This window comes from Mucilaginibacter paludis DSM 18603 (assembly GCF_000166195.2).
Lineage (GTDB): Bacteria > Bacteroidota > Bacteroidia > Sphingobacteriales > Sphingobacteriaceae > Mucilaginibacter > Mucilaginibacter paludis.
The window spans coordinates 1,137,645-1,160,335 of the sequence record NZ_CM001403.1 but is presented as its reverse complement, the minus strand read 5'-3'; the positions used below and the strand labels follow the sequence as shown (position 1 = coordinate 1,160,335).

The window sequence follows — 22,691 nt, the reverse complement described above, 5'->3', positions numbered from 1 at the left end:
AGTAAAAAAATTAAAAAGCGTCACAAATAAGTTGTTTTATCTATTAACTTTATATTTGCGCTTTAACACTGTTGAATAGAGGTATGCCTGTGAAAGGAAATCAGTTTAAGTCGAATACTTTTAAAGACGAAAGTAACCCCAAGGCATCTGTAAAGGGCGAGAGGCCCCTTAAGCAAGTTAAACAAAAGGTAGAGAGCCTGCCCTTGTTTAACCTGAAGGACGGGCGCTTTATTAAGGTACTGGGTTTATTTTTCCTGGTGGTATCGGTTTATTTTTTAATTGCCTTTACATCGTACCTGTTTACCTGGCAGGAAGATCAGAGCTATGTTTTAAAGGCCAACGGCGGCTGGCACAACCTGTTTAAAACCCAGCAGGAGCTGATGGATAACGGCGTTAAAAACCCTATGGTTGATAACTGGCTGGGTAAGTTTGGCGCGCTGCTATCCAACCAGTTTATGTTTGAGTGGTTTGGCATAGCCTCGTTTATATTTGTGGCCGTATTTTTTATTATCGGCTACCGGCTGTTGTTTAAGGTGCGCCTGTTCCCGGTTAATAAAACGCTGGCGTACGCCTTGTTCGGCATCATCTTTTTTTCGATAGCCATTGGCTTTGTACATGGGTTTATTATTGATTATCCGCATTTTTTGGAGGGCGAGTTTGGCTACTGGACCAACCGTTTGCTCGATGCCCAGATAGGGCAGGCTGGCGCAGCAGGGCTACTGATATTTGCCGCCGTTACGTTTCTGATCATCGCCTATAACATTGATTTTAAACTTCCCGAACGTAAAAAGAAAGAGAACAACCTGCCCGGCTTTGACGATGTGGCCGATATTGGCGAGCCCTATATCAGGGCCAATACATCCAAAATACCCGGCGAGCCCGAAACGCCCTTTACCCCGGTTGAGTGGCCCGGCCGAGGCCCTAAGCTTACGCAGGAGGGCGTACTGCCATCAACCCGCTTTACCGAGCCTGAGCCCGAACCTGAGGTAGTAGAGCCCAAGGGCCCCATCTTCAATATCGAAAAACCCATCCACGAGCCATTGGTTTTAATGCCCGAGCCAAGCCCCGAAACGGAGATTCCGCTTACGGTGAGCGAAACCCGGCCCGATTCGATCCTGAGTATCGAGAAGGAAGATGTGGTAACGGCCAACGATCTGGTAGAGCAGTTCGGCGCCTTTGATCCGCGTTTGGATCTGTCGTCGTACCAGTTCCCTACGCTCGATCTGTTGGAGAATTACGGTTCGCATAAAATAGTAGTGAATACCGAGGAACTGGAGGCCAACAAAAATAAAATTGTTGAAACCCTGAACCATTACAATATCGAGATTGATAAAATTAAGGCGACTATCGGCCCCACGGTTACCCTGTACGAAATTATCCCCGCGCCAGGCGTGCGCATCTCCAAAATTAAAAACCTGGAAGATGATATCGCCCTCAGTTTAGCCGCGCTGGGTATCCGCATCATAGCGCCTATGCCGGGTAAGGGTACCATTGGTATCGAGGTACCTAACCAGCATCCCGAGATGGTGTCGATGCGCTCGGTTATCGCGTCGGAGAAATTTCAGAACACCACCATGGATCTGCCCATCGCCCTGGGCAAAACCATCTCGAATGAGATTTTTATTGCCGACCTGGCCAAAATGCCCCACTTGCTGGTAGCAGGGGCCACCGGTCAGGGTAAGTCGGTAGGTATCAATGCCATCCTGGTATCGCTGCTCTATAAAAAACACCCTGCCGAGCTTAAGTTTGTACTGGTTGACCCTAAAAAGGTGGAGCTTACGCTGTTCCGTAAAATAGAAAGGCACTTTTTGGCCAAACTGCCCGACGAGGCCGACGCCATTATAACTGACACCAAAAAGGTGATCAACACGCTCAACTCGCTCTGTATCGAGATGGACCAGCGCTACGATTTATTGAAGGACGCCCAGGTACGTAACCTCAAGGAGTACAACGTTAAATTTGTTAACCGCAAGCTGCTGCCCACCGAGGGCCATCGCTTTTTGCCCTTTATTGTGCTGATAGTGGATGAGTTTGCCGATTTGATGATGACGGCCGGTAAAGAGGTTGAGGTGCCCATTGCCCGTTTGGCGCAGCTGGCCCGCGCTATTGGTATCCACCTGGTGATCGCCACGCAGCGTCCGTCGGTTAATATTATTACCGGTACCATTAAGGCCAACTTCCCGGCGCGTATCGCGTTCAGGGTACAGTCTAAAATCGATTCGCGCACCATTCTTGATTCCGGCGGTGCCGATCAGCTCATTGGTCGCGGGGATATGCTGCTCTCTACCGGTAACGATCTCATCCGCCTGCAATGCGCCTTTGTAGATACGCCCGAGGTAGATAAGATCTCCGATTTTATTGGCGCCCAGCGCGGATACTCTACCGCCCACCTGCTGCCCGAATACGTAGGCGAAGGTGCCGAAAGCGGCCCCAAAGAGTTCGATGCTGATAACCGCGATCCCATGTTTGAGGACGCCGCCCGCCTTATTGTGCTGCATCAGCAGGGCTCCACATCGCTCATCCAGCGCAAGCTCAAGCTGGGCTACAACCGCGCCGGCCGTATTATTGATCAGCTGGAAGCCGCCGGCATTGTAGGCCCCTTTGAGGGCAGCAAGGCCCGCGAGGTTTTAATACCCGACGATTACGCTTTGGAGCAGTTTTTGAGCAACATGGACGACAAGTAAATTTTAAAACAAGCTTATGAAACCCTACATTATATATTTATTACTTTTTACCGCCACCCTGGGCACCACTTTTGCTCAGAAAGACGCGCAAGCCAAACTGATTTTAAACGAGGTAAGCCGCAAGTACAAAACGTACGACGTTATTAAAACCAACTTTGTGTACACGCTCGAGAGCCCGCAGGCCAACGTAAAAGAAAGCCAAACCGGTACGTTGATAGCCAAATCAAAAACCAACAAGTTTAAGGTAACCCTGTACAGCAAAGGCAGCAGTCAAACACCTGTAATTGCCCAGGAGCTGATAAGCGACGGCAAACAGCAATGGACCTACCTTAAAAAAGATAACGAGGTACAGCTCAACAACGTAGCCGTAAACGACGATGCCCTTAACCCGGCCCACATCTTCACCATTTACGAAAAAGGCTTTAAATACATTTACGCCGGCGAACAAAAAGCCGGAGCCACCACCTGCCAGGTGATTGACATGACGCCCACCGACGCCAAGAAACCCTTTTTTAAAGTGCGCCTGCTGATTGATAAAGCCAAAAAGCAAATTTACAGCGCCCAGATATTTGATAAAAACGGTAACAAATACACCTACAGCATGCAAACCTTTGTGCCTAACTTCAAAGTATCCGAAGAAGTTTTCGCCTTCGACGTCAAATCGCACCCAGGCGTTGAGGTGGTTGATTTGAGGTAGTGAGGGGAGAGGCGAGAAGCGAGAGGTAAGAAGTAAGAAGCGAGAGGCGAGAAGTAAGAGGTAAGAAGTAAGAAAAAAAGCGGCGGCCCGCGCGATTCCCCTCTCGAGAGGGGCGGAGGGGTGTGTTCTATACGAGCGATGAACAATTCCGCAAAAAGTTCGTCGCGCGTCGAAACACACCCCCTGCCATCGCGCACCGCCCAGCCCGCCCCCTCTCAAGAGCAGGGCTGTTGCATTTAAAAGAAGAAGGATTTAAATTTGCAGAAAAAAGAGTATGGACAAGGGCATCATAACCTATTTGCAGAAGTTGCCAGACGTGCGTAGAAAGGCTGGTCAGCGGCATGACCAAACGTTTATTTTGTTATTATTTGTGATGGGGACGATGAGTGGTTATTACGGCTATCGTGCTCTGGGTGATTTTATAAAGCGTAATCAAAAAGATCTTTTGACTTATTTCACTCCGAAAAAATCCCGTTTGCCTACGTTTTATACCGTGAGGCGTGTACTGCAGAATTTAGATTTTGAAAGTTTAAGCGAAGTTTTTTATCAATGGGCCAGTCAGTATACAGAAATCAATAAAAATGAATGGATGAATATAGATGGCAAAGCGATCAAAGGGACAATGAGTGATTATGCGCTTGAAAAACAGCGATTTGTAAATTTGGTAAGTATCTATAATGGGAGCCGTGGTCAAGTATTAGCCCAGGGTCTTGTAGACAATTCAAAGGAAAGTGAAATTCCGGTGGTACGCAAGCTTATTGCTGAACTGGGATTGGAAGGGGTAACGTTTACGCTTGACGCCTTACATTGCCAAAAAAAACAGTTGAGCTGATAATAGGTACGAATAATGATTATATGATAGGCGTAAAAAAGAATCAAAAGGGCCTTTATGAAAAAATAGCGGCGCTGACATCGGATACAGCAAAGGTTTGCAGCAAGTTCGTTGAATTGGAGAAAAATAAAGGACGTACAGAGCGCAGATCGGTATGTATATGCCCGGCGCCAGAAGAAATCAGTAAAGCCTGGATAGGCGCCAGTCAGGTAATCAAGGTAGAGCGTTGGGTAAAAGACAAAAATAAGATCAGTGAGGATTGCGCATTCTATATCAGCAGTGTGAGGGAAAATGCACAATTGTTATGCTATGGAATCAGAAGTCATTGGGGGATAGAGAATAAGCTACATTGGGTAAAGGATGTCACGTTTAAAGAGGATGCCTCCCGCATTAGAACTTCTCATGCACCAGAAAATATATCGGTGTTTAGAAACATCGCTATTAACGTTTTCAGAGCTCATGGCTTTCAAAATATAGCACAAGCACAAAGACTCGTTTGCAATGACATCGGCAGATTGAAACAATTACTCACTTAGAATGCAACAGCCCTGCTCTCAAGAGGGGAGCCTGAAAAAAAAGCGGCGGCCCCGCGCGATTCCCCTCTCGAGAGGGGAATCGCGCGGGGTGTGTACTATACGAGCGATAAGCAAGGCGGGCAAATTTCGTCGCGCGAAGAAACACACCCCCTGCCATCGCGCACCGCCCAACCCGCCCCCTCTCAAGAGGGGAGCCGCTCGGGATGTGTTTATAAGTAACACATCCCGAGGCCATCCGGAAAAAAAAGGGATGACGTTTGAACCTCGGTAATTATTGCGGCACAGGCAAAAGTGCGCAAAAGCCCGACTGCACGCCGGGCCGGGAGTTGGCCTGTGGGCGGAAGGATCGGGCAGTCCAAAGCCCCCTCTAATCTCCCCCGGTAGGGGAGACTTTTTAAGCCCTCCCTACCGGGGAGGTTTGGGTGGGGCTTCTTCGCGCGGCGATTGAGCGCGCCGATGTTCTAATTTAAGAATACTGATTGTCAACGCAAATACCGACAAGTTGATAATCAATAATTTAAGAATATATTATTATTCAAGCGATCAACAAATTAAAAAAAACATCTCAATACGCAATACGCACATCTCAATACTAAACCATGACTCCCACCCAACACTCCCTCGAAAAACTGGAGAACGTGCTCAAGTCCGCAGGTTATAAGGTGCGGTACGAAAAAGGGAACTTTAAAACCGGCGCCTGTTTGCTGCTCAACAGTAAGATCGTGGTGATCAATAAATTCTCGAACCTCGAAAGCAAGATCCAGTCCATTGCCGATTTATTATCCGAATTAGAAATCGATCATCAATTGCTTGATGAAAAACAGATAGCTATATTGCACCAGGTAAAACAAACAAAGCTACAACTGTGATCATAACATTTTTAGGTACCGGAACATCACAAGGCGTACCCGTAATAGCCTGCGATTGCGAGGTCTGCACCTCGGCCGACAAGCATGATAAGCGTCTGCGCTCGTCCATTATGGTGGAGTCGGAGGGCAAAGTAATCGTGGTCGACTCCGGTCCCGATTTCCGGTACCAGATGCTGCGCGCCCACGTTACCCACCTCGACGCCATCGTATTTACCCACGAACATAAAGACCACGTAGCCGGGCTCGACGATATCCGCGCCTTCAACTACAAGCAACAATCCGCCATCGATATTTACGCCACCGAGCGCGTACAAGCCGCCCTGAAGCGCGAATTCGCCTACATCTTCCACGAATTTAAATACCCCGGCATCCCCCAGGTAGATCTGCATACTATCGACGATCGGCACTCCTTTAACATTGGCCGGGTGCACATCACCCCTATTGAAGCGATGCACTACAAGCTGCCTGTACTCGGCTTCAGGATAGGCGATTTTACCTACATCACCGATGCCAAAACCATTACCGATACCGAAATCGAAAAAATAAAAGGCACCAAAATATTGGTGATCAACGCGCTACAAAAAGAAAACCATATATCACACTTCACCTTAAGCGAAGCCATCGCCTTCGCCCAGCAAATAGGTGCCGAGCAAACCTACTTCACACATATCAGTCACCGTCTTGGTAAACATCAGGATGTGTCTCAGCTGCTGCCTGCAGGTATTTACCTGGCCTACGATGGTTTGCGGTTGGATTTGGAGTAGAATTTTGCTGTGCAATAGGTGATATAATCCAGCCTCTGGGATGCTTTAGGGTTTGAACGGATTGGGGGAAACTTGATGAAAGATTAGTCCATATCCTCGGCCTGATGGTGGCCATATGCTTAGCTTAAATTTATAATAAGGATGATTTTTTTTAATATGTTAATCAAATATTCTACTCATATTTGATCAATATATTACTGACATGAAACCTTTAAACCTACCTTATTTAATTAAAGCTCTTGCTTTTTTTGTTATTGTTTTTGTTTTTCAAAGTTGCGGACCAGGCGACCCTGGCGTATGGAAAAACAACCAGATTAACAGCGGCAGGCATCAGGATTTCCGTAAATTAAACGATGAGCTTTTTGCCGCTTTAAAAGCCAATAAGTCAGCCGATGTAGAAAACATGATGTCGAAAGAGTTACTTGATAATGGTGATAACAAAAGGCTGATAGAGTTGCTGAGCAACCAATGCCAGCTGGGTAGCTATCATATGCTGGATGAATGTTATATTATTAACTATAAGCCCACAGATACCCATGTTGTAAAAACTACCGCCCTTGACGGTAATAAATATACGCTGAGGTGCCGGGCCTTAACCGAAGAAATGTATATCGCTTTTATGATACCTAAGACTACAGGCGATAAGTGGGTGATATCTGCCGTATATTGTAACTACGACTATGGTTGGAAATTGAATAAACTTGATTTGCAGCAATATACCTGCAATGGCAAAACAGCGCCCCAGTTATTTAAACAGGCAAAGGATGAATATGAAAAAGGCTATTTGATTGACGCAACAAACTCGATGGACCAGGCAGGCAAATGCAACAACCCGAGTATAGTGTGGGAATACCCACAAGACGCAGAAATGAGAAAGTTTTACAGGCAATTAGTAAACGAGGCTAATACCAAATACAAGCTGCCTTTGGCAGTTAGCCAGGTATCAACCAAACCCCAAATATTCAGGATAACCAACCAGACAAATGATGCTGGTGTATTTCCGGCCATTTATTATTTGTCGCGCATTAAATTAAGCGATACCACCGGATTAAGAAAAGAGAACGAAAGCATTAAAAAGGTGATAGGCCAAGTGTTTCCGGGTATAGATAAGAATAATAAATATATCTTTTTTTCTGCATTTAACCAGAAACCTCAGGGGAGCCAAATAGTTCCCTTTGTTGATATGACTGCCAAGTTTTAAGATGATTTAATTGTTCACCATGGTTATAGCATTCGTGATATGGCCTAATGTGCGCTGTGGCTGTATCCGCCTATATCAATTTTGTTGCTAAAGGTTTTTTATTCCGGGAGAAGCCATTTGAGGATATGGGCATAACAATGCTGTAGGTTATACATTAACTGTAGGATATTAATTTCCTTTTTGAAAAAAATACTTTTAGGTTTAGTTAATTATCATTAGCTTGCATTCAGCAACAAGATTATTCGGGAGATTGAGACAACTTGATGCTCTAAAGAAATAATAAATGCAATGCATGGCTAACTGGTTTTTTGCATCTGGTTTAGTTTTAATAAAGTGACCCTATTAGTGTTTAATTTACATTAAACCTTAAATTTACTACAATGGTCAAATATAAATTAACGTATATTAATGGCATTTTTTTTAAAAAAATTAGGGCTTAACAATTTTAAAAACCTTATTTGTTAAATTCCGTATAGTTATAAGAAGGGCTTTGCGGATCAGGAAATAGATATCATCCTGATAAAATATGATATATTGATAGATTAACTGACTTGAAAAACGCAATGAATACTGTAAGATCATTTGATGACCATACCGATCTCAAATACCTCGAAGGTATTCGTAATAAGGAGCACTCTGCCTTTACTTCGCTCTATCGCAAATATTATAAAGTTTTAGTACTCGCATCTGATAAATACGTTAAAGAAATTGATGTAGCCAAGGAGATTGTTCAGGATGTATTTCTGAAAATGTGGGAGCAGCCCTTTGAGCTGGACAACGAAGCTTCGATTAAATCGTATCTATATCGCTCGGCTATCAATTCCTCCTTAAACCACATCAAACGCGAAAAAAACATCAGCCAGCACCACTTAAAAATTGCTAATGATGTTACTTATGATTCGCTGGAAGATTTGCATGCGGAACAGGAACTGAAAATTTTGATTTATAACGAGATTGAACTTTTGCCCGCCCAGTGTAAAAAGGTTTTCAAACTGAGTCGCTTTGAAGGCTTAAAGTATCGGGAAATAGCTGTTCTGCTTAATATATCCGAGAAAACGGTAGAAAACCACATGATTAAAGCCTTGAAAACCCTCCGCGAAAGGCTGTATGAAAAGGATGAAGCTAATAATTTGTATAAACTGAAAGTTTTTACCCTGTTGTTTTTGTCAGCTCCAGAAATATTGGCTATTAATAGTCATTTTGGAAAATAATTGAAGTGATTTTCGGTTTTTGTGCCTTTTTTAAGGCTATTTCGAATAAATACGCACTTTTTTAACTTTTTTCTAAAATAATATAAAAAGCACTGGGGGTAAACCTGTGCGTTATTTGTCTTACTGCAAAAACCGAGATACTTTATGGTTGAACAGGAAGATTTTTTAAGAAAAGTTATACAATGCCTCAATAACCCGCACGATATTATTTGCATAGCGAGATAAACTTGCTAATTGAGCAATCAACAGAGTACAAACGCATTTACGACCAGATGGTAACCATCTGGAATAATTCAACCGACCTACAAAAATTAGAGCATCTTGATAATAATGATGCTGTATTGCAATTGGAAACGAAACTTGCTGAGCTTAAGCATCCCACAGAGCAAGTAAATCCCGAAAAATCTAATTTTAAAAGATGGATAGCCGCCGCCGCCGCAGTTTTACTAATAGGTGCGGGCTGGTATTTGCTGTATCAGCAAAATAGCAAAGTTAATTACCTTGTAAAAACCACAGGGGGCACAATTGATTCGGTTACGCTTAATGATGGTAGCAAAATTTTCCTGGATCAGTTCAGCCAGCTCAAGTATCCGGAAAAGTTTAAAGGCGATACCAGGGAGATCAGCCTGGTAAAAGGACAAGCATTTTTCAAGATACACCGGGATACTTTGCATCCTTTTGTGGTTCAAATTAACCAATCGTTGGTAACGGTGTTGGGCACCTCGTTCAATATCAACAACCACAATCGCCAAATTGCATTGAATGTTAAAACAGGTGTAGTTAAGTTTCAGCCCGACGCCGACCGGGCCGACGGATCAATACTGCATGCTGGCACAGGTATTATTTATAGTGAAATCGATAGGCGGCAGGTGATATTAACTGCCGACAACCAAAATAGCCAAGCCTGGTTAACCCACCAACTTCAATTTGTTGATGCATCGCTAACAGATGTGTGCAGACAGCTTCAAGAATATTATAAAGTTAAAATTGTAATAGCCGGCAATATTTCGGCCTTTAAAAAACTCAATGCCACTTTTAAGGATAATAAGCTGAACGATATTATGGTTGTGCTGCAAAATACCTATCCCATTAAAATCAAACAGCTGAGCAGCGATTCGATTGTAGTTCAAAGCATTTTAAAATAATAACTCACTCACCTCATGAATTTTTAATAAACAACAAACAATTATGGATGAAAATTTTTACAAAAAGCGAAAATTAAAAATTAAAACTTTCCTTCTCCTTTTAGCAATCATTTACCTGTATGTTCCAAAGGTTTTTGCCGTGCCCGACCAGCAAGCTCATACCGAAAGGCTTGAAAGCGTGCTTAAAAAAATGGAATTGCAGTATCACGTTAATTTTGTTTACGATGCGGCCGAAATCAACAAAAACCTGGATATCAATATTCCGCCTGGGGCCAAAACAGTTGATGCGGCCTTGCAGCAATTAGGTACTTACGGCATAGCCTACAGGGTAGTTGGCAACAAGGTTATCCTAAAAAAACAGGTTGTTGCCGATATTATTATCAGGGGTAAGGTTGTTGAAAGTAGCGGCCCCAATAGCACCGGTGATGTTTTAATCGGCGTAACCATTTTAGAAAAAGGAACACGCAACGCTGTAGCAACCGGCCAAAACGGCGATTATCAGATTAAGGTAAAAGAAAACGCCATATTGGTTTTTAGTATGATAGGCTACAAAACGCAGGAGATCAGCGTTACCGGCAAAACTACGATTGTGGTATCGCTCGAACCTACGGCCAACAATATGAAAGAAGTTGTGGTTACCGGTTACCAGGATATTAAAAAGAAACTTTTTACAGGCGCTGCCACTACATTAAAGGCTGCGGATGCAAAGCGTGATGGTATAGCTGATGTAAGCCGGATGCTCGAAGGGCGTGTGGCCGGTGTGTCAGTACAAAACGTATCCGGAACATTTGGTGCCGCTCCCAAAATCAGGATCCGCGGAGCCACTTCAATTACCGGCGAAAACAAACCCCTGTGGGTTGTTGATGGTATTATTTTAGAAGACGTGGTTAATATATCCAACGAACAGCTTTCTACCGGTGATCCATCTACTTTATTGGGTTCGGCAGTGGCGGGTATTAACCCGGATGATATTGAAAGTTTTGAGATATTGAAGGATGCCACGGCTACCTCATTGTACGGCGCAAGGGCGATGAACGGGGTTATTATCATCACCACCAAAAAGGGGCGTGTTGGTAACCCTATAGTATCATACACAGGTAACTATTCCAGCTACTTAAAACCAACTTACAGTACGTTTGATATCATGAATTCGTACGATCAGATGTCAGTTTACTCGCAATTACAACGTGAGGGCTTTTTAAACTATTCGACTGTATCAAGGGCCGAGAATGGTGGTGTTTATGCTAAGCTTGCCCAGGGTATAACCAACGGCACTATATTAAATACGCCCGAATCGCGCAACACATTTTTAAACCGTTACGCGCAGGCCAATACCAATTGGTTTGATATCCTGTTTAAAAACTCGTTTATGCAGGAGCATTCATTAAGCGTTTCAACCGGTACCGAAAAATCGCAAACGTATTACTCAACCAGTTACTTAAAAGATAACGGTTGGACGGTTGCCGATAAGGTGCAACGTTTTACAGCAAATGTTAATACAAACTTTAACTTGTCGCCTAAAGTTAGCCTCGGCTTTATCACCAAAGGATCCATCCGCGATCAACAAGCCCCCGGAACACTTGGCCGCACGGGTAACCCCGTTACAGGAGAGTATTCAAGGGATTTTGATATCAACCCGTTCAGCTATGCCATTAATACCAGCCGTACGCTAACAGCCTATGATGAAAATGGCAACCGGGAGTATTTTACCCGTAACTACGCGCCGTTTAATATTTTGAATGAGCTGGATAACAATACGTTGAATTTAACACAGGTTGACCTGAGCATTCAAACCTTATTTAAATATCAAATATTTAAAAACCTGAAATACTCGTTCGATGGTTCGTATCGATACACTAAGTCGAGCCAGGAGCATAAAGTTCGCGAAAACTCCAATATGGCCGAAGCTTACCGCGCTGATTATGATGCCACGGTAAGGGAAAACAACCGGTTTTTATACCGCAATCCTGACGATGCCAACGCCGAGCCTGTTGTTGTTTTGCCGCAAGGTGGTTTTTATTATACGGTTGATGATTACCTTGTAAGTTATTTTTTCAGGAATACCTTAAACTTTGATAAAACCTTCGGTAAACATAAAATAGGTTTGTTTGCCGCTCAGCAGCTGCAATTTGCCAACAGGCAAAACCGTTCGTTTACCGGTTATGGCTATCAGTTTGATAAAGGCGGTGTTCCGTTTATTGATCCTAACGCCATTAAACAAGCTGTAGAGGGCAACTTTAATTATTACAGCATTACCAACAGGTACGATAGGTTTGCCGCTTTTGTGGCCGATGGTACCTACTCTTACAACGAAAAATACAATCTGAAAGGTACTATACGTTACGATGGGTCGAACCTGTTAGGCGAATCGAGCCAGGCGCGCTGGTTACCTACCTGGAACGTAAGCGGCTCGTGGAACGTTGACGAAGAAGAGTTTATGAAAAACCAATCTGTTATTGACGGATTGAAGTTAAGGGTTGGATACGGCCTTGTGGCCAGTTACGGAACGGCAACTAACTCCAGCCTTGTTTTGCAAAGCACAAGCACCAAACGCCCTTACTTATCGGAAGTGGAGACTGCGCTGTACATTGCAGGCCTTGAAAACTCTCAGTTAACCTGGGAAAAGCAGTACGAAACCAATATTGGTATTGATATTAATTTGTTTAAAAATAGGTTATCATTAAGTGCCGATATATATAACCGTGAAGGCTTCGACCTGATTGGCCAAATCCGTACATCGGGTGTTGGCGGCGAAGCGCTTAAAGTTGCCAACTACGCCGACCTGCACACCCAGGGGGTGGAGTTTACCTTGGGTGGTACCATTTTAAAGAAAAAAGATTTCGGCTTTAAGAGCCAGTTAACTTTTGGACTAAGCAAAGGTAAAATCACCAACCTGAAAAGTGAGCCTAATATATTTGACCTTATCGGTGCCGATGGCGGGCCTAAAGAAGGTTATCCCACCAGGGGCTTGTTCTCTATCGATTTTCAAAAACTGCAGGATTATAGAGAGAATCATGGTTTAGCGGGTGTGCCTATTTTTATTAACGAGAAAGGTATCCAGAGCTCAAGCGTTTACCTGCAAGATCCTAATACCTCGTTCCTGACTTACGAGGGGCCGGTTGATCCGCTTTATACAGGTGGTTTTTACAATACCTTCACTTATAAAAACTTCACCTTATCAGCTTTAATTACTTTTAGCGGCGGCAACAAGGTAAGGCTTAATCCGGTATACAAAAACAAATACAGCGATTTGGATGCCTTGCCTAACGAGTTTTTAAGCCGCTACGTATTACCTGACGATGAGAAAATAACATTTGTACCATCCATTGTTGATCCGAGGGGCGTTAGCCAGCTTGATGGCACCTACCCTTATAACGCCTACAATTACTCAAGCGCGAGGGTTGCCGATGGTGGCTTTATCCGGTTAAAACAGGTATCGCTTGGCTACAATGTGCCAACTAAGTACACTACCAAATTGGGCTTAAACAATGCATCATTAAACGTTGTAACAAATAACCTTTGGCTGATTTACTCCGACAGTAAATTAAACGGGCAAGACCCGGAATTTTTTAGCTCGGGTGGCGTGGCTTTACCTATTCCGCGTCAGTTCACTGTATCATTAAAAGTTGGGTTTTAAATTATCATCAATGAAGAAGATTAAATATATATTGCTTATAACGCTCGGAGTTTCTGTTTCAAGCTGCTCAAAGTACCTGGAGCACTCGCCGGATGACCGTGCAAAACTAAATACGGTAGACAAGGTGGCCGAATTGCTGGTAACCGCCTATCCGCAGGCAAACTACATCACCTTTACTGAGTCGATGACGGACAATGCCGGCGACAAAGGTACAGCGAGTACCGATGTGCTTAACAGCGACCCATGGCACTTTATTGATGTAAGAGGCCGGGATCTTGATACGCCGGATTATTATTGGAATGCCTGCTACAAAGCCATTGCGGCCGCCAACCAAGCACTGGCAGCTATTGATGTTGCTACTAATCAGGCCGATTATGCCGCTCAAAAAGGCGAGGCACTTTTAGCGCGCGCGTATGCCCATTTTATGCTTGTTACTCTTTATTGTAAACCATATAACGTAGCCACAGCCGGAACCGACCCGGGGATACCTTATGTAACAGTGCCGGAAACTGTTGTATTCGCCAAATATTCGCGCAAAACTGTAGCTTATGTTTACCAGCAAATTGAAAGCGATATAACTGTGGGATTGCCTTTAATACAGGATAAAGTTTACACTGTTCCTAAGTACCATTTTACAAGCGGTGCTGCACATGCGTTTGCCGCTCGTTTTTATCTTTTCAAAAAGGATTATCAAAAAGTGGTAGACCATGCTAACCAAGTGTTTGGCGGCGGTAATATCTTACCTAATTTGAAGCCTGTTAACAGCACAGCGTACCGCTCGTTACAATATTATGACCTGCAGGCCCAATACACCCAAGCTACCAATAAATCTAACATTTTATTAGTTGAGGCACAATCACTGTGGGGGCGTTCATACGCAAGTTATAATTACGGACTAACCAACGACATTATGTCGAAAATTTACAGTGGCACTAATGTAACCAGTGGAACTTGGGGGTGGATTGTTTACGGAGGTACACCAGAAGTATTGAATGTTCCAAAATTCAGAGAGCATTTTGTGTTAACAAGCCAAAACAGCAGCACCGGCGATCCATACAATATCATTCCTTTATTCACCGCCGAAGAAGTGTTGTTTAACAGGGCCGAAGCCAATACCTACTTAGGCAATACAGCAGCGGTAATTCAGGATTTAAACGACTATGCCAGCGTGAGGGCGGTGTTAAGTTCCGGTAATCCAACCTATAATGCTACAACCCTGGCCATTACTACTGATAAGGTATTGAGATTTTATCCGAGCATGAGCTTAAAAGATGGATTGATATCAACCATACTCGATTTTAAACGTGTTGAATTTTGTTTTGAAGGATTAAGGTGGTTTGATATTTTACGCTATAACCTGCCTGTTGTACATACAGCTTTTGATGGCAAAACTACCTATACTTTGGGCCCCAACGACCCGCACAGGCAGTTACAATTGCCAGCAGAAGCTACTTTGGCCGGGCTGGAAAGAAACCCACGTTAATTAACATTAAAAACTAAGTATATGAAAAATATATATTTTAAAAATGCATTAGTAATCATCTTAGGATTAGGATTAACCATTACCTCATGCGCTAAAAAAGATGTTATCCCGACCACCCCCATAAATGGTTTAGGTGGTGATACCTGGGTGGCAGGAACTATAGATACCTATTTGCTTAATACCTATGTTGTGCCCTACAATATTGAGGTAAAATATAAATGGGACCCTTATGAATTGGATATCAGCAAAGACCTGGTACCGCCTAAGGAATCACTGGTAATGCCGGTGATGAACCTGGTAAAAACAATTTGGATAGATCCATATGATAAACTGGCCGGAAATGGCTTTATCCGCAAGTATTCGCCTAAAGAGTTTGTTTTGGTAGGCAGCGCACAGTATAATAGTAACGGAACCATTACGTTGGGCGAAGCCGAAGGTGGCCGCAAAATAACACTGTTTGTGATTAATGATTTTGATAAAAAGAATTTACCAGCAGTTAGGCAAATGATGCACACCATCGAGCACGAATTTGCGCATATTTTACACCAGAATGTTTTATACCCTCAGGCCTTTAAAAGTTTAAATCCTGAGTGGTATACCGCAACATGGTTTAATAATACCAATGCTCAGGCAAACTTACAGGGTTTGGTAACCGCTTATGCCAAAGCGGGTGTTGATGAGGACTTTGTAGAAACCGTAGCCTATTTGTTAATTGAGGGCCAGGCGAGTTTTGATAGCATGGTAACTACGGTAAACGCCACTAACCCTACTGCGGCAAATATCTTGAAGCAGAAAAACGCTATCGTTATCTCGTATTTTAAAACGGCTTATAATATCGACTTTGTTGCCTTACAGGCCGAAGTTGCAGCCGCCATTGTTAAAGCAACAACTTAATTTAACCAAAATCGATTAAATGAAAAAGTTATTACTATATGCCGCGTTGCTGATGCTAACGCTATCTGCCTGCAAAAAAAGCAACCTGCCAGAAGTTCGCCCGGACGATAGGATCAATGCGCAGCTTGCAGCCTACCAATCTCAGTTATCCGGCTCAACCTACGGTTGGATTGGTTATATGTTCCCGGCCGGGGGCGGGTCATACACATTTACCTTTCAATTTACCAACACTAACCGGGTTACCACGCTGGCAGATATTAACGCCACAAGCGCAAGCACACCGCTTGAAAGTTCATACCGGCTGAAAGCGGCCATGCTGCCTTCGTTATATTTCGATACCTACACTTACCTGCATATTTTGGCCGACCCCGATCCTGCCAAAAGCGGAGGATCACAGGGAGTCGGCTTAGTTTCTGATTTTGAGTTCTCGTTCATTTCCGCAACAACCGATACCATTAGGTTAAAAGGTAATGTTAACAATAGTGATTTGATTTTAGTGAGAAAAAAGCAAACTGATGGCGACGATTTTATAGCCAAAGCGACAGCCTTTAATACTTCCCTGAATCAAATGTCAAACTTTAACTATTACTATAACTTATTATCAATAGGCGGAAAAACTTACGATATCGCCATCAATACCCAGTTGAAAACAGTTAGTTTTTATTACCCCGTAAACGGAACTTTTAAAAGTTTTTCTACTTACTATTCGGTATCAACAACGGGGCTATCCTTACTCCATCCGTTTGTAGATGGCACCACCAATATCTCTGAAATGCATAATTTTACCTTCGATATACCTCAAGGCAAAATGAGCTTTACCGCCGGAACTGTTGCAGGCGCCACCACCAATGTAGCCACACCACTAACAATCAGTTTAACCGCGGCCAGAAAAATGTTTACCGATGGCGGCGGATACGGCAGCTACACAGGTTTTACAGTTGGCGGAGTAATTGATTATTTCAAGCTGACAACCATACCTGGTTTTTCTGTGATTGCTTACTATCCTAATTACTATAATAACCCGGCCGACGTGATCTTTATTTATTATGGCTCCAGAAGCTACGGCCCGGCTTTCAATACCACTTTGCCTGCCAATGGTGCCATCGTATTTGCAAATCCCGGTGGATTTGGATTTCAAGGTACTTCGCCGGGAGCGCCGTATACCACATACGTCACCAATTTCAGAACACAGTTATTCAATACATCAGGATATTACGTATTTCCAACCAGCGATTTTTCTTATGACCTGGTGAGTGTTGCAGACAGCCGGATATGGATACGGTTTTAATTAGCTAAGTACATATTTTAAAAAAATATCAAATGAAAAAATATTTATACTTAAGCGCACTGGCATTCACTTGCTTTACGGCGTGTAAAAAAGATAGCCTTACTAAAATACCATTAGAAAAATCTTTTGACGATCAAAACCCGGTAGTCCAAAAATATCAGGCCACTATCACCGCTGGCGACGGCTGGAAGGCCACCTTTAATACAGCTAAGGGCACCATGTATAACGGTTTCTTTAAATTTGAAACCACTGGCGATTCTAAATTTGTGTTAGATTATTCTTCAGCATCGGCAGCAACAGTGGGCACAGCTAAATATACCGCTACGGTTTATAACACCAACCCAACTTTGGCGCTTTCATCAACGTCAGCATTCGGTACTATTGCATCCGTAAAAAGTCTCGGTATTGATACGTCGTTCACATTTAAGTATGCATCAGCCACCGGCGATACCGTTAAATTAGTGGGTAATAGCTATGGATGCGGCCTTACTTTAGTCAAAATAGCAAAGGCCGAGGGCGATAATTACCTCGCCGGCCAAATGGCTACAGCGATGACATCAGTTGCCAACCTGAATAAGTTTAGAGCGTACTATAAGCGCGCCACCATCAACGGAAAGAATTATGATTTAATTTTTAACACCAAAGCCAAGGTTTTAACTATAAATTATAGTTCGGCAGGCGTTTTTCAGAGGTTTGTAGCCTATTACTCCTATACCCCCAATGGCGTAATGCTGAGCCAGCCGTTTGTTGACGGCACATTAACATTTAGTACAATTAGTGCGTTGCAGGTTGATTTACCCAGCTTTACGGCCACCGCAACCGCAGGTACCAGTAGTGTAGCTATTAACAACGCTACTACACCCGTTGCTATCGATTTAACTTCGGCTAAACGGTTTGAGGTTACCATTGTGCCCATTACCAACTACTGGATATCGTACTATGGTTTTACTATTGATGGCGTTCCCGATGCACTGAACGTGAGCGGAATTATTCCAACCTTCAACTTTATTGCCTTTTATACAAAATACAACGCATCATATGACAGGGTTGGCTTTTGGGCAAATGGCGCCGTAGGTGCGTATGGGCCCGCCGTAGTACCTACTTATCCAACAGACGGCAGGTTAGTTTGCACTTATTTTGGAAGTTTTGGTACATCCACCGTTCCTGCGGTAGCTACGGTTGTTAACGCTGTACGTGACAGGTTTATTGATGCGCAAGGCTATTATGTGTTTCAAACCGGCCCATCAAGCTATGACTGGGTTAGCGTTGCAACGGGCAGAACCTGGATAAGTTTTGAATAATAATCCGAAAACCTTATAATCACAATATCTGGTACTCATTAATGCAAGGCTTCATCTTTTTAGATGAGGCCTTTTTATTTCATGTCATCCGGCCTGGTGTCAAATCCGCCGGTAAGGCCTCATCCCCCCAAACAAAAAAACACCCCCATTCCCAGAGAGGTGCCTGATTCTTAAAATTAACTGACTTTCATTAACGCAATGAAAAAACGATAAAGAACAATTTGGAAATAGCTTTTAGCCGTTCAAATTCCGTTCCCGCTGCACCTTGTTAAATCGGCCGCGGGATCGGTAATCCGAACATTTTTAACTCAAAAAAATGGGGCCGTTACTCAAGCGGCCCCGCTCACTTAACAAACTAATAACAAACGTTTCATCATACCGGGAGCTTGTTTGCCAGCAGCCCGGTATCTTAAAGTTTGATGCAAGGGTAAAAGCCATTGCATCAACCTGAAGTTTATAAATAGCCCATCTAAATCATCTGATGGGCTTTTTCTTGTTGCAAGCTGCGCTTAACCGTTCTTTTCGCTGGTATTTGGGCCAATATGCTTCAACATATCGGCCGTCATGGCGTTAAGGTTGTAGGCGGGTTCCCAGTTCCAGTGGTTGCGGGCCTCCGAGTCGTTGATTGATCCGGGCCAGCTATCGGCAATCGTCTGGCGGAAATCGGGCTGGTAACTAATTTTAAAACCAGGCAATTCTGTTTGGATTGCCTTGGCCAGCTCTGCTGGTGTAAAGCTTAAGCCCGCAAGGTTATAGGATGTACGGACGGTAATTTGCTCTGCCGGTGCATCCATCAATTCCAGTGTAGCACGGATGGCATCGGGCATATAAAGCATCGGCAACAGGGTATCTTCCCTTAAAAAACATACATACTCGCCTTGGGCCACCGCCTGGTGAAAAATATCCACGGCATAATCGGTAGTACCGCCGCCAGCCTTGGCCGAGTAGCTAATTAACCCCGGATAACGTAAACTGCGTACATCCAAACCGAATTTTTCAAAATAGTACATGCACCAGTGTTCGCCCGCGTTTTTGCTGATGCCGTAAACTGTAGTGGGCTCGGTAACGGTATGCTGTGGGCAATTAATCCGTGGCGACGATGGGCCAAAAACTGCTATGCTGCTGGGCCAAAATACTTTGTCCAGTTTTTCCTGGCGGGCAATTTCCAGTACGTTAAGCAGGCTCTCCATATTGAGGTTCCAGGTGGCAAGCGGGTTGTTTTCGCCGCTGGCCGATAATACCGCCGCCAGGTGGTAAATTTGCGTTATACCCAAGCTGCAAACCAGGTTCTCCAGTTCATATTTATCTAAAACATCCAGCTTAAAGTACGGGCCTGTTTCCTGCAGGCTGTCGCTTGCAAAATGGCGGTCGGTTGCAACTACCTTGTCGCGGCCATGTTTTTCCCTCAGGGCTTTTACCAGTTCGGTGCCAATTTGGCCGCAGGCGCCGGTTACCAGGATCATCGTTTTCTTATTGGAGTTTATAGCAGTCATAAATAAAATGTAAATTTTACTATTTACAGGATGGTATTTACTATATTTGAATATATTCAGTTTTTTATCCTGTTATTTAGATAATAAACAGATTTAAAATCTGTTTACAGAACAACCCTTAACCGGAATCAGTTAAAATAACCATTATGCTTAACGCGCTCGACTCCACCGATATCCGCATATTGCAGCTCTTGCAAGAAAATGCACGCCTCACCAACAAAGAAATAGGCGAAAAATTACATAAAACCGCCAGCCCTATCAACGACAGGATTCGCAAATTGCAAGATCAAGGCTACATCAAGAAATACGTTGCCGTACTTGACCGTAAAAAGATTGGCCGCGGACTTATGGCTTTTACCCATGTGCAACTCCGCGATCACAATCGCGAAAGTCTCAACCATTTTGAGAGCGAGATCATCAAATTTCCAGAGGTTTTGGAATGTTACCACATGTCGGGCCAGTATGATTTTATCCTGCGGGTGGCTGTTAAAGATCTGGATGCGTATCACGAGTTTTTGATGAACCATATTTTTGAAACCATCCCCATGGGATCGGTACAGAGTACCTTTGTAATGAAGGAAGCCAAGGCCGAAACAGCCTTCCAGATAGGCGAATTGAACGGGAAAAGCAAGAAATAGTAATTTTTATTGTGGCGATGGGCAGTATTGCCCCTTTCAAAGTCCTGATAATAAAGCAGCGATAGGGTGTGGTAAGGGGCAGTGTCAAAAGCCTTGCAAGTAGGGGCGTGGCCGATTACTCGGATATTCCGCTGGCATTCTGCCCATTTAATTTTTAACTTTGCCCATCATGATATCCGAAAAGCAAATCACCAGCATTAGTAAATTTTTAAGCCTTGTTTTAAGGCATCAGCCGGAGCTAATTGGTATTGAAATGGATGAGCAGGGCTGGGTTAAAGTTACCGACCTGCTGGAAAAAGCCAACGCGCACGGCAAGGCGCTCAATATGGATGTGTTGAAATACGTGGTTGATACCAACGCTAAAAAACGCTTCGCTTTTGATGAAAGCCAAACTTATATCAGGGCAAGCCAGGGCCATTCGGTTGAAGTTGAACTGGGTTACCTCCCGCAGATACCTCCCGAAATATTATACCATGGCACGGGCAGCCAATCGGTTGACGCCATCCTGAAAACTGGCCTCGAAAAACGCGCCCGCCAGCACGTACACCTGAGCCACGATGTGGAAACCGCCACCAAAGTTGGCAGCAGGCACGGCAAACCCGTTATTTTAAAAGTGCTTGCCGCGGATATGCACCAACAGGGCTATGCGTTTTATTTATCCGAAAACAAGGTATGGATTACCGATGGCGTACCTGCCCAGTTTTTGGAGGTGTTTTAATTTGGTGGGGGAATTAAGGTAATTTCCTTTGACGGAAAGGTGGTTAAATTATCCCTCGCATAGGACACACCCCTACGCCCCTCTCGAGAGGGGAATCGCACGGGTCAAAGCTTTTTTACTTATATAATGCTGATAATGAGTATATTTTTTTTGGATCCCCTCTCAAGAGGGGCGGGTTTGGGAGTGCGGCTGCAGGGGGGTGTCTCACCGCGCGACGAACTTTGCAACACTGTGTAAACCGCCTAACGTAATGGTTTTGTCTAATGCTGGTGCGCGCGTTCCACGGTAGGCAACGAACTTATTACCATTTCTTGATCTTACCAACCTGTGTTTATCCGTTAATTTTCAGATAATGCTTTAAACATCCTTGCCCCCAGATCCATAATATCATCCTTACGGGACAGTACATTAAGCCACTGTTCCGGGATGCTTTGGTGTCCGTATAGTAAAGCTGCCAGTCCACCCGTTACCGCGCCGGTGGTATCGGTATCGCTGCCTAAATTAACCGCTTTTAGCACTGCTTCGCTGTAGTTGCTGGTGTTGAGCAGACACCAAATGCTGGCTTCGAGGGTGTGTACCACATAGCCGCCACTGCTGATCTGGTTTTCGGGGATTAAGTCAATCCGGTCAGTTAGCAGTCTGTTAAAAATGTTTTTCTCGGTTGGGTTAATGGCTTTATGGTCCAGAAAATCGGAAATGCTGGTTTGTAGTTGGTGATAGATCTCAAATTTATCCGTTCCCTTTAATAAGCCAGAAGCAAACTCCAGGTAGTAAAAACAGGCAATTACCGAGCGAACGTGCCCGTGTGTGATGGACGATACCTGTTTGGTTATTGCGTAGCGCTCATCCACCGGTTTATCAACCAGGTACAAGAGCAGGGGTAAAATGCGCATTAGCGAACCATTACCATTGCTGTAGGTCTCAAAATCGCCGGCCAAATCCGGCCGTGTACCTTTGGTTAACCGTGTAATGGCATTCTGCGTGGTGATGCCGATGTCAAATACTTCGTTTCGGGCTGCCCAATAGTTATCGTAGCGCCAGTTTACAAAGTTTTGGGCAATAGTATTTAAATTAAAGCCCGATGCCAGCGCTTCGGCCAGGCAAAAGGTTAGCGAAGCATCATCAGAGAAAGTTCCGGTCGGCATCTGGTGCGAGCCATAGCCTCTCATATCTGTAACCGGGTTTTTGCTGATCTCTTCGCGACTCTTAAATTCAACAGGTACGCCTAAGGCATCGCCGATGGCTACCCCCAGCAATACATCAAGGCAGGTATCGTAGCTAAAGAGGCTTGGTTTCATGA

The 22,691-nt window shown here is 44.1% G+C and carries 16 protein-coding genes and 1 pseudogene; 15 read left to right on the top strand and 2 right to left on the bottom strand.

All coding sequences use genetic code 11. The features are described 5' to 3' along the window. The first annotated feature begins 83 nt into the window (after positions 1–83). The 13 genes and pseudogenes from MUCPA_RS04965 (at position 84) to MUCPA_RS04900 (ending at position 18,542) form a co-directional block, all read left to right on the top strand. Positions 84–2,684, top strand: a complete 2,601-nt coding sequence (locus tag MUCPA_RS04965) for an FtsK/SpoIIIE family DNA translocase (RefSeq protein WP_008504826.1) — start codon at positions 84–86, stop codon at positions 2,682–2,684. Positions 2,685–2,700: 16 nt separating this feature from the next. Further along, positions 2,701–3,381 (top strand): LolA family protein, encoded by a 681-nt coding sequence (locus MUCPA_RS04960; protein ID WP_008504825.1) that lies wholly within the window; start codon positions 2,701–2,703, stop codon positions 3,379–3,381. A gap of 274 nt (positions 3,382–3,655) precedes the next feature. Beyond that, positions 3,656–4,749, top strand: a pseudogene (locus MUCPA_RS39470) (ISAs1 family transposase). Between the two features lie 599 nt (positions 4,750–5,348). Continuing rightward, positions 5,349–5,618: a hypothetical protein gene (locus MUCPA_RS04945; RefSeq protein WP_008504824.1), complete on the top strand. Its 270-nt coding sequence runs from the start codon at positions 5,349–5,351 to the stop codon at positions 5,616–5,618. Further along, positions 5,615–6,382 (top strand): MBL fold metallo-hydrolase, encoded by a 768-nt coding sequence (locus MUCPA_RS04940; protein WP_008504823.1) that lies wholly within the window; start codon positions 5,615–5,617, stop codon positions 6,380–6,382. The genes MUCPA_RS04945 and MUCPA_RS04940 overlap by 4 nt, the downstream gene beginning before the upstream one ends. A 202-nt stretch (positions 6,383–6,584) precedes the next feature. Beyond that, positions 6,585–7,583, top strand: coding sequence for a hypothetical protein (locus MUCPA_RS04935; protein ID WP_008504822.1), 999 nt, complete (start codon positions 6,585–6,587; stop codon positions 7,581–7,583). 563 nt (positions 7,584–8,146) lie between these two features. Next, positions 8,147–8,794 (top strand): RNA polymerase sigma-70 factor, encoded by a 648-nt coding sequence (locus MUCPA_RS04930; RefSeq protein WP_008504821.1) that lies wholly within the window; start codon positions 8,147–8,149, stop codon positions 8,792–8,794. Between the two features lie 209 nt (positions 8,795–9,003). Next, a complete protein-coding gene (locus MUCPA_RS35710) occupies positions 9,004–9,939 on the top strand; it encodes a FecR family protein (RefSeq protein ID WP_008504820.1) in 936 nt (311 codons plus the stop codon). Between the two features lie 43 nt (positions 9,940–9,982). After that, positions 9,983–13,576 (top strand): SusC/RagA family TonB-linked outer membrane protein, encoded by a 3,594-nt coding sequence (locus tag MUCPA_RS04920; RefSeq protein WP_008504819.1) that lies wholly within the window; start codon positions 9,983–9,985, stop codon positions 13,574–13,576. 10 nt (positions 13,577–13,586) lie between these two features. Then, positions 13,587–15,059 carry a RagB/SusD family nutrient uptake outer membrane protein gene (locus MUCPA_RS04915; RefSeq protein ID WP_008504818.1) on the top strand — a complete coding sequence of 491 codons (1,473 nt, stop codon included), beginning with the start codon at positions 13,587–13,589 and terminating at the stop codon, positions 15,057–15,059. A gap of 21 nt (positions 15,060–15,080) precedes the next feature. After that, positions 15,081–15,953 carry a putative zinc-binding metallopeptidase gene (locus MUCPA_RS04910; RefSeq protein WP_008504817.1) on the top strand — a complete coding sequence of 291 codons (873 nt, stop codon included), beginning with the start codon at positions 15,081–15,083 and terminating at the stop codon, positions 15,951–15,953. A gap of 19 nt (positions 15,954–15,972) precedes the next feature. After that, the gene (locus MUCPA_RS04905) at positions 15,973–17,241 is read left to right on the top strand and encodes a DUF4302 domain-containing protein (protein WP_008504816.1); all 1,269 of its coding nucleotides are present in this window, start codon (positions 15,973–15,975) and stop codon (positions 17,239–17,241) included. 32 nt (positions 17,242–17,273) lie between these two features. Beyond that, on the top strand, positions 17,274–18,542 hold the full coding sequence (locus tag MUCPA_RS04900; protein WP_008504815.1) for a DUF4302 domain-containing protein: 1,269 nt from the start codon (positions 17,274–17,276) through the stop codon (positions 18,540–18,542). 509 nt (positions 18,543–19,051) lie between these two features. On the opposite strand, the gene MUCPA_RS04895 is transcribed toward MUCPA_RS04900, so the two are convergent. After that, entirely contained in the window at positions 19,052–20,035 is a 984-nt protein-coding gene (locus tag MUCPA_RS04895; RefSeq protein WP_008504814.1) for an NAD-dependent epimerase/dehydratase family protein, read from the bottom strand. Between the two features lie 146 nt (positions 20,036–20,181). On the opposite strand from MUCPA_RS04895, the gene MUCPA_RS04890 reads away from it, so the two are divergent. Beyond that, positions 20,182–20,673, top strand: coding sequence for an Lrp/AsnC family transcriptional regulator (locus MUCPA_RS04890; protein ID WP_008504813.1), 492 nt, complete (start codon positions 20,182–20,184; stop codon positions 20,671–20,673). Between the two features lie 169 nt (positions 20,674–20,842). Then, positions 20,843–21,391, top strand: coding sequence for an RNA 2'-phosphotransferase (locus MUCPA_RS04885; protein ID WP_008504811.1), 549 nt, complete (start codon positions 20,843–20,845; stop codon positions 21,389–21,391). A gap of 338 nt (positions 21,392–21,729) precedes the next feature. Here MUCPA_RS04885 and MUCPA_RS04880 read toward each other — a convergent pair whose 3' ends face one another. Next, positions 21,730–22,689 (bottom strand): ADP-ribosylglycohydrolase family protein, encoded by a 960-nt coding sequence (locus MUCPA_RS04880; protein WP_008504809.1) that lies wholly within the window; start codon positions 22,687–22,689, stop codon positions 21,730–21,732. Between the last annotated feature and the right edge of the window lie 2 nt (positions 22,690–22,691).

Coding starts and splice junctions, on each gene's coding strand:
- MUCPA_RS04965 (WP_008504826.1), top strand. CDS start 84: ATGCCTGTGAAAGGAAATCAGTTTAAGTCGAATACTTTTAAAGACGAA.
- MUCPA_RS04960 (WP_008504825.1), top strand. CDS start 2,701: ATGAAACCCTACATTATATATTTATTACTTTTTACCGCCACCCTGGGC.
- MUCPA_RS04945 (WP_008504824.1), top strand. CDS start 5,349: ATGACTCCCACCCAACACTCCCTCGAAAAACTGGAGAACGTGCTCAAG.
- MUCPA_RS04935 (WP_008504822.1), top strand. CDS start 6,585: ATGAAACCTTTAAACCTACCTTATTTAATTAAAGCTCTTGCTTTTTTT.
- MUCPA_RS04930 (WP_008504821.1), top strand. CDS start 8,147: ATGAATACTGTAAGATCATTTGATGACCATACCGATCTCAAATACCTC.
- MUCPA_RS04920 (WP_008504819.1), top strand. CDS start 9,983: ATGGATGAAAATTTTTACAAAAAGCGAAAATTAAAAATTAAAACTTTC.
- MUCPA_RS04915 (WP_008504818.1), top strand. CDS start 13,587: ATGAAGAAGATTAAATATATATTGCTTATAACGCTCGGAGTTTCTGTT.
- MUCPA_RS04910 (WP_008504817.1), top strand. CDS start 15,081: ATGAAAAATATATATTTTAAAAATGCATTAGTAATCATCTTAGGATTA.
- MUCPA_RS04905 (WP_008504816.1), top strand. CDS start 15,973: ATGAAAAAGTTATTACTATATGCCGCGTTGCTGATGCTAACGCTATCT.
- MUCPA_RS04900 (WP_008504815.1), top strand. CDS start 17,274: ATGAAAAAATATTTATACTTAAGCGCACTGGCATTCACTTGCTTTACG.
- MUCPA_RS04895 (WP_008504814.1), bottom strand. CDS start 20,035: ATGACTGCTATAAACTCCAATAAGAAAACGATGATCCTGGTAACCGGC.
- MUCPA_RS04890 (WP_008504813.1), top strand. CDS start 20,182: ATGCTTAACGCGCTCGACTCCACCGATATCCGCATATTGCAGCTCTTG.
- MUCPA_RS04885 (WP_008504811.1), top strand. CDS start 20,843: ATGATATCCGAAAAGCAAATCACCAGCATTAGTAAATTTTTAAGCCTT.
- MUCPA_RS04880 (WP_008504809.1), bottom strand. CDS start 22,689: ATGAAACCAAGCCTCTTTAGCTACGATACCTGCCTTGATGTATTGCTG.